The following is a 7892-nucleotide window of genomic DNA, read 5'->3' on the forward strand; positions in this document are numbered from 1 at the left end:
TGTGTCGCCGCCGGATCCGAATGCGCGTCGTTCCGGGCGCGGAGCCCGCCCGGGGCGGTAAGGTCTGGGATCCGTGGCGGATGGTCGAGCGGGTGATCGGCGAGATGTGCTCCGGTGGGCTCTGGTGTGCGCGGCCGGGGTGGTCGCCGCGTATTCCGCCGTGCTACTGGCGAACTCCCGGCACTTCTACACCGACGACACCGAGGCCCAGTACGCGCCGCTGTGGGTGATGACCGGCCGCTCCCTGTGGGAGGGGAGATTTCCGGTTCTCGCACCCGAGCACTGGCTCGCGGGAAACTACGCGATAGAGGAAGCCGGGCTGCTCAATCCGCCGCAACTGCTCATCGGTCTGCTGTCGGTCACCGTCGACGATCTGGCCCTGTACGCGACCCTGGTGAAACTGATGTTCGGGGTGATCCTGGGACTCGGGGTCTACCGGGTATGCCTCGCCTACGGCGGGCGTCCCGCCTGGTCGGCGGTGGCGGGAGTGGCCTTCCCCTGCAGTGGTTTTCTGCTGTTCTTCGACGCCGCCAGCTGGATGACCGCGTTCACCGGGACGGCGTGGCTGGTGCACGCGTGGGCGTCCGGGGTGCGCTATACCCGCGGGCGTGGCGGGCCGATCCCCGTGTTCGTGTTCCTGTACCTCACGATTTCGGTGCAGTACGTCTTCCCGGCGGTCGAGGCCGCCGTGCTGTTCGGCTGTGTCCTGGTGGGCGAGTACGGGTACCGGCGGGAATGGGCACCGGTACTCCGGCTCGCCCTCGTTTCGGTGTGCGCGGGTCTGGCGGGCCTGGCCACGTACCTGCCGAGTCTGCTCACCGCCGACGTCACCTGGCGCGGAGCCTCGGAGATCCACAACGACCAGTTCCTCACCGTGCCGTGGTCGGAATCCTTGAACGCCAGCCTGCCGAGCACGCTGCCGGCCTTCACCTCGTGGTGGGGATATGTGCAGCCGCTGCCGATGGTCTACATCGCCTGGTTCCTGGTGCCGGCGCTGGCATTCGTAGACTGGCGGCGGGCGCGCGATGCGGCACGGGAGCTGATGGGGCCCGCGCTGTTCGCCGTGCTGATGCTGTTGTGGACCGCCGGTCCCGGGACCATGGGACCGTTGCGCTGGCCCGCCCGGGTGCTGCCGATGCTGGCGTTGGCGCTGTTGGTGCTGGTATGTGTGCTGCTCGGGCGGTACGGCACGGTATCGGGAATCCGCCGTCGGGGTCTCGCCGCGGGCGCGCTGCTGGTGCTGTTGCTGTTGCGGTCCCTGGGCGCCGCCCCGGAGATCGCGGTGGCGCATCTGGTGGCGGCGGCGGTGCTCGGCGCGCTCGGCGCGGCCGTCGTGGCGCTGGCCCGGCGCCACGGCCCGGCGGCGGCGTGCCTGCTGACATTGGCCGCGGTGGCGCCGATCGCCTACGTCCAGGTACTGGCCGCGCAACCGACTCCGATGAGCTGGGAGCTGCCGGCGAAACGGTCGGAGATGAAGGCCGCGTTTCCCGAGTTCGACGGGACCACACTGCAATTGGGAGACCGGGCGCTGATTCCGGCCGGCGACCGCACGCTCGGTGGCGCCTACGGCTCGCTGGCATTCGGCAACTACGCCGAGAACCTGGAACTCGACTACGTAGGCGGCTACACCCCCAACGGGCATTTCCACTTCGGTCATCTGCTGTGTATGCGCTGGGACAGCAGTGTCTGCCCGGACGCCTACCGCCGCGCCTTCGCCCCCGAACCGGAAACCGGGCTGCCGCCGGTGGACCTGATGCTGGTCGACCGGGTCGTCCTGCAACGCGCCCTGTACCCGGTGGCGCGGAACGAGCCGGCCCCCACCGGCTGGAAATGGGTCGACTACCCCGGCCATGAGAACTACATCGAGGTATTGGAACGCGAGTCCGGGCCGGTCTCCGGCCGGACCGGGCGGGTGGCCCACAGCGAAGGTGTCGAGGTGGGTGCCACCACGGAGTCCGCGACCACCAGCCGCGTGCGGGTGGACTCACCCACCGGCGGCCGTCTGGTCTTCGCCCGGCTGGGCTGGCCCGGGTACCGGGCCCATCTCGACGGCCGCCCGCTGCCCATCGATGTGGTGGCGGACAGTTTCGTCGCGGTGGATATCCCGCCCGGTACCCGCGCCGGCGAACTCGACCTCACCTGGCGGCCGCCGGGCTGGAAGATCGGCGCCGCGAGCGCGGCCATGGGCGTGCTCGGACTCCTCGTGCTGCAGGCGGCGTTCGTGACCACGGCCCGCCGGCGCCGCGATACCCCACCGGAGCTGCCCGCCGAGGAGCCCGTGGCCGGGCAACCGGATCTGCTGGCCGTCCGATCATGACCGGCCACCAGAACCCGGCCGGCGCCGCCGCAGGTCATCCGGTGCCGACCGCCACCGCACCGCACCGATCGTCCACCGGCGGTGATCCGCCGGATCCCGCCCCCACCGTGGATCCGGAGCTTGTACCGGATTCCCGCCCCGGGCCGCTGTTGCGCCTGCTGCGCCGGCAGGAACTCGCGTTCGCCGTGGTCGGAGCCGTGAACACGGTGATGGGAATCGGCCTCACGGTCGCCTGGCTGCAGGTGCTGGGCCCCTCGGTGCCGCCGTCGGCCGGGGTGGGGGCCGCTTATCTGACCGGAATCGGCATCGCGTTCTTCCTGCATCGCCGGTTGGTCTTCCGGGTGCGCGGCCGGGTGGTGCGCGATTTCCTCGGATTCGCCGCGGTGAACTGCGGTGGTCTGCTCGCCAACGCCCTCCTGCTCGAACTCGCCGTATCCGGGCTCGGCTTTCCGCGGGCCCCGGCTGCCGTCGTGGTGATGGGCGCGGTGGCCGTGGGCACCTACTTCGGCCACCGGTTCATCTCGTTCCGCCGACCGGTAGTTTGATTCCCATGTCGGAGGAAACCATCCTGGATCCCACCCTGCTCGCACTGCTGGCCTGCCCGCAGGACAAGGGCGCCCTGCACCTGGTGCGCACGGCCGACGGCGCGGATGTGCTGTACAACCCGCGCCTGCGGCTGGCCTACCCGATCGACAGCGGTATCCCGGTGCTGCTGGCCGACGAGGCGCGCACCGTCGAGGACGCCGAACACACGGAGTTCGCGCGCCAGTTCGGCGAATGAGCGGCCGGGTCAGGATTCGCGGCCGGGCCGCCGGTCCCGGCCGATATCGCCCGTGAGGTAGCGCTGAACAGTGGGGCCCACCGCGGTGACCACCTCGTCCAACGGCAATTCCGCCATCGCGCCGAGGTGCAGAATCTTGCGGGTGAGCACCAGCCCGGTGATCTGCGATGCCACCAGGCCCACCCGGACCCGGCCGTCGTCGGTCTCGGTGGCTATGCGCCGCCGTACCCGCTCCAGAATCACCGACAGCAGGAAATCCCTGGTCAACGAGCTGTCGCCGCCTGCGACCATGGTGCGCACCAAGGCCACCGCGCCGGTGCCCGCCGGGGAATCCCACAATCCGACGACGGCCCGCACGATGGTCTCGCCGAGCCGGTCCACCGGTGCGGCGTCGAACTGCCGCAATACCACTTCCGGATCGACCGGCAGTTCCACGACTGCCCCGAACAGATCCTGTTTCGTTCCGAAGTAGTGGTGTACCAGCGCGGGGTCCACGCCCGCATCCGCGGCCACCGCCCGGATCGAGGTCTTGTCGAATCCGCTCCGCGCGAACCGTTCCCGCGCGGCGGACAGGATCGCGTCCCGGGTCTCCGGCCGGCCGGGTCTCCGGCCGGACCGGCCCGCCGCTGGGCCGCCGGAACCGGCCGGACTCATACGGTCCGGCGCCGCAGTGTCGCCGCGCCCAGGGCCAGCGCCACGGCCGCGAAGGCCGCGACGACCGCCAGATCCCACCACATGGCGGCACCCGGCTCGGCGTGTAACGACACTTCCTGCAACGCGTCCACCGCATAACTCAGCGGCAGGAGATCACTGATGACCCGCAGCCAATCCGGCAGTTGTTCGCGCGGGACCAGCAGCCCGCACAGGAAGATCTGCGGGGCCGCCACCACCGGCATGAACTGCACCGCCTGGAACTCGGTCCGCGCGAACGCGCTGCACAGCAGGCCCAGTGCGACACCCAGCATCGCGTCCACCATCGCGATGAGTACCACCCACGCGGGGCTGCCGGCGGAGTAGAGGTCCAGCAGACCGAAGGAAACCAGGCATGCCACCGTGGCCTGCGCGGCGGCCGCGATCGAGAACGCGGTCCCGTAACCGGCCAGCAGGTCGAGTTTGCTCAGCGGCGTGGTGAGCAGTCGCTCCAGCGTGCCGGAGGTGCGTTCGCGCTGCATCGCGATCGCGGTGATCAGGAACATCACGATGAAGGGCAGGATGCCCAGCATGCTGATCCCGACGCGGTCGAACAGGCTCGTCGTCTGCTGCGGCCCAGCCGGGGTGTTCTGATAGATGAAGTAGAGCAGCGTCATCAGCGCCGCAGGCACCACCAGGATCATGGCCACGGTCCGGCGGTCGTTGCGCAATTGCCGCAGGATCCGGCCGGTGGTCGCGGCATAGGCCCGCAGCGGCCGGGGTCCGGACGCCGGAGCCGGTGTCCGGGCGGCGGGGCCGGGATGTCCCGGAGCCGCCGCGGTGCGCTGGTCGCTCATGCGGGTGCTCCCATCGTGATGAGGGCGAGAAACGCCTCTTCCAGGTTCTGCTCTCCGGTGCGTTCGCGGAGTTCGGCCGGGCTGAGCTGCGCGAGCAGGTGCCCGTCGCGCATCAGCAGCAGCCGGTCGCAGTGTTCGGCCTCGTCCATCACATGGCTCGAGACCAGCAGTGTGGTGCCCGCGGCGGCCAGTTCGCGGAACTGTTTCCACAGGTCCACCCGCAGTACCGGGTCCAATCCCACCGTGGGCTCGTCGAGGACCAGCAGATCGGGAGCGGCCACCAGTGCACAGGCCAGCGACGCCCGCGTCCGCTGCCCGCCGGACAGTTCGTCACCGCGCTGGGCGCCGTGGTCGAGCAGGCCGACGGCGGCGAGCGCGGTGTCGACCGATTCCCGCTCGGCGCCGTAGAGCGCCGCGAAGTACGCGACATTCTCGCGGACGGAGATATCGGAGTAGATGCTCGGCGCCTGGGTGACGTACCCGATCCGGCGCCGCAGCGCGGCGCTGCCCGCTGGCATGCCCAACGCGGTGACCGCACCGCCGGCGACGATCTGGGTGCCGACGATGCTGCGCATCAGCGTGGTTTTGCCGCATCCGGACGGCCCGAGCAGACCGGTGATCGATCCCCCCGGGATGGTCAGCGAAATATTGTGCAGCACTTCGCGTTTACCGCGGCGCACGGTGAGTTCCCGTACGTCGACCGCGGCCTCCGCGCCGGTATCGGACATGCCCCGCCTCGATTCATCGTGTGTTGAATTCACCCTCTGATGAATTCTTCGCCATCCCCGCCTGCGGCACAACCCCTCGTGGCGGAGAATCCGCCCCACGTGTGGCGCCCGGAGTCCCGGCCGGTCGCGTCCGGTTCGGGAGGGCTGCGAGAATCCACCGGGTGAGCGCAGAGGAGTTGGCCGTAGATCCACCCGCGGCGGCCCGCCGTCTGCTGGGCGCCACGCTCCGGTCCGGCCCGGTCTCCGCGCGGCTGGTGGAGGTCGAGGCATACGGCGGCGATCCGGCGGGGCCGTGGCACGATCCGGCGGCGCATTCCGGACGCGGCCGTACACCCCGCAACGCGGCGATGTTCGGCCCGCCGGGGCATCTGTACTGCTATTTGAGCTACGGCATGCACACCTGTGTGAATGTCATCAGCGGTCCGGACGGGGTCGCCAGCGGTGTCCTGCTCCGCTCGGCGGAGATCATCGCCGGCCGGGAAGTCGCCCGTGCCCGCCGTCCCACGGCCCGCGGTACCGATGATCTGGCCCGCGGCCCCGGGAATCTGGGCAGCGCGCTCGGTATCGGACTCGCCGACTACGGCACCGACCTCTTCGATCCCGAATCGGAGATCCGCCTCGAACTCGGGCCACCGGTCGATCCGGACCTGATCGCGGTGGGGCCGCGGGTGGGCGTGAGTGCCGAGGCCGACCGCCCCTGGCGGGTCTGGCTCCGCGATTCCCGCGCGGTTTCCGCCTACCGGCGCAGTCCGCGGGCGCCGCGCATCCGGAAACCCGCCTGATCTGCGCACCCGAATTGCCCGCCCGGGGAGCGACCGGGCGGGCAGTTCGGGGCTCGCGGGCGGCGGTGCGCGAAGATGAACCCGTGAGCAGCGACATCATCGACGAACTGACCTGGCGCGGTCTCATCGCGCAGTCCACCGACCTCGACGCGCTCCGGGAGGTGCTGGCCGCGGGCCCGCGCAAGCTCTATGCCGGCTTCGATCCCACCGCGGCCAGCCTGCACGCCGGTCATCTGGTTCCGCTGCTGGCGCTGAAACGCTTCCAGCGGGCAGGGCACCGGCCCATCGTGCTGGCCGGTGGCGCCACCGGACTGATCGGCGATCCGCGTGAGGTCGGCGAGCGCACGATGAACCCCGCGGACACCGTCGCGGCGTGGGCGGAGCGGATCCGGTTCCAGCTCGAACGGTTCGTGGACCTCGACGATTCGCCGACCGGCGCCCTCATCGTGAACAACATGGAGTGGACCGCTTCGCTGACTGCGGTCGATTTCCTGCGTGACCTCGGCAAGCATTTCTCGGTGAACGTGATGCTGGCCCGCGACACCGTCAAACGGCGGCTGGAAGGGGAGGGGATCTCCTACACCGAGTTCAGCTACATGCTGCTGCAGGCCAACGACTACCTGCAGTTACGCCGCACCCATGACTGCGTATTGCAGGTCGGCGGCTCCGATCAATGGGGCAACATCATCGCGGGGGTGGAGCTCAACCGCCGGGTCGACGGTGCGGCGGTGCACGCCCTGACCGTTCCCCTGGTGACCGCGGCCGACGGCAAGAAGTTCGGTAAGTCCACGGGTGGCGGCAGCCTGTGGCTCGATCCGGAACTCACCAGCCCGTACGCCTGGTACCAGTACTTCGTGAACACGGCGGACGCCGATGTCGTGCGCTACCTGCGCTGGTTCACCTTCCTCGACCGCGACGAACTGGCGGAACTGGAGGCAGCGACCGTCGAGCGCCCGCATGCCAGGGAGGCGCAGCGCCGCCTCGCCGCCGAGATGACCACCCTGGTGCACGGAGAGCGGAACACCCACGCCGTGCAGTTGGCGAGCCAGGCGCTGTTCGGCCGCGCCGAACTGCGTGAGCTCGACGAGCCGACGTTGGCCGCGGCGCTGCGTGAGGCCGCCGGCGAGAGCGAGGTCGCCGAGGTGGTTCCGGGCCAGGAAACGATCGTCGACCTGCTGGTCGCCTCCGGCCTGTGCGAAAGCCGGGGTGCGGCCCGCCGGACCGTCAACGAAGGCGGCGCATCGGTCAACAACGAGCGCGTCAAGGACCTCGAATGGACCCCGGAAAACGGCGACTACCTGCACGGACAGTGGCTCGTACTGCGTCGTGGGAAGCGGAATTTCGCGGGTGCCCGCAGGGGTTCCGCACATTGATCTTGGTGGGCTGGGTCACATTTCTGTGGCCCGGCCCGCTGGATCGCCCGTCTGCAAGCTCCTGAACTGGGCAGATGCGGTGTGAAAGTGGCGATTTGACGTAGCGTTCTCCGCCGCGTAACTTAATCCAGGTCAGAGCGACACGGACACCGACCAGGGGCCCGGAGCGAGGCGGAAACGCCGAGCCGGAGGGACCAGGGACAACGAGGTTGTACGATGAGCGCCTGATGGACTGGCCGAAGATGCGGAGTTTGACTCTGAGCCACTGGCCGGTTAAGCTAGAAAACCTGCCCTACGGAAGCCCTGGTTGAGTCCAGACGCTGAAGTATGTGCGTGTGTTCTTTGAGAACTCAATAGTGTGTTGATGAATGTCAGTGCCAAATATTTAATTTGGTTTCGGTTCTTCATACCCCCGTGTGGAGGC

Annotated in this window: 8 protein-coding genes; 5 read left to right on the plus strand and 3 right to left on the minus strand. The window is 69.3% G+C overall.

From position 1 onward, the window contains the following. Nucleotides 1-106: 106 nt before the first annotated feature. From AB0F41_RS19345 to AB0F41_RS19355, 3 genes are read left to right on the plus strand one after another with little or no spacing between them, the layout of a single operon-like run. Entirely contained in the window at nt 107-2317 is a 2211-nt protein-coding gene (locus AB0F41_RS19345; RefSeq protein WP_357425627.1) for a hypothetical protein, read from the plus strand. Further along, on the plus strand, nt 2314-2862 hold the full coding sequence (locus AB0F41_RS19350) for a GtrA family protein (protein WP_357425607.1): 549 nt from the start codon (nt 2314-2316) through the stop codon (nt 2860-2862). The genes AB0F41_RS19345 and AB0F41_RS19350 overlap by 4 nt, the downstream gene beginning before the upstream one ends. A 5-nt stretch (nt 2863-2867) precedes the next feature. Beyond that, complete coding sequence (locus tag AB0F41_RS19355) at nt 2868-3098, plus strand: Trm112 family protein (protein ID WP_357425609.1); 231 nt, start codon at nt 2868-2870, stop codon at nt 3096-3098. Between the two features lie 9 nt (nt 3099-3107). On the opposite strand, the gene AB0F41_RS19360 is transcribed toward AB0F41_RS19355, so the two are convergent. From AB0F41_RS19360 to AB0F41_RS19370, 3 genes are read right to left on the minus strand one after another with little or no spacing between them, the layout of a single operon-like run. Further along, nucleotides 3108-3752: a TetR family transcriptional regulator gene (locus AB0F41_RS19360; protein ID WP_357425611.1), complete on the minus strand. Its 645-nt coding sequence runs from the start codon at nt 3750-3752 to the stop codon at nt 3108-3110. Further along, nucleotides 3749-4585, minus strand: coding sequence for an ABC transporter permease (locus AB0F41_RS19365; protein ID WP_357425613.1), 837 nt, complete (start codon nt 4583-4585; stop codon nt 3749-3751). Before AB0F41_RS19365 ends, AB0F41_RS19360 begins: the two co-directional genes overlap by 4 nt. Beyond that, nucleotides 4582-5313 carry an ABC transporter ATP-binding protein gene (locus AB0F41_RS19370; RefSeq protein ID WP_357425615.1) on the minus strand — a complete coding sequence of 244 codons (732 nt, stop codon included), beginning with the start codon at nt 5311-5313 and terminating at the stop codon, nt 4582-4584. Before AB0F41_RS19370 ends, AB0F41_RS19365 begins: the two co-directional genes overlap by 4 nt. Nucleotides 5314-5474: 161 nt before the next feature. Here AB0F41_RS19370 and AB0F41_RS19375 point away from each other — a divergent pair, with 161 nt between their 5' ends. Together AB0F41_RS19375 and tyrS are read left to right on the plus strand one after the other, a co-directional pair. Then, the gene (locus tag AB0F41_RS19375; RefSeq protein ID WP_357425617.1) at nt 5475-6095 is read left to right on the plus strand and encodes a DNA-3-methyladenine glycosylase; all 621 of its coding nucleotides are present in this window, start codon (nt 5475-5477) and stop codon (nt 6093-6095) included. 83 nt (nt 6096-6178) lie between these two features. Next, entirely contained in the window at nt 6179-7468 is a 1290-nt protein-coding gene (tyrS, locus tag AB0F41_RS19380) for a tyrosine--tRNA ligase (protein ID WP_357425619.1), read from the plus strand. Nucleotides 7469-7892 lie beyond the last annotated feature (424 nt).

It is taken from the genome of Nocardia sp. NPDC024068 (genome assembly GCF_040638875.1).
Lineage (GTDB): Bacteria > Actinomycetota > Actinomycetes > Mycobacteriales > Mycobacteriaceae > Nocardia.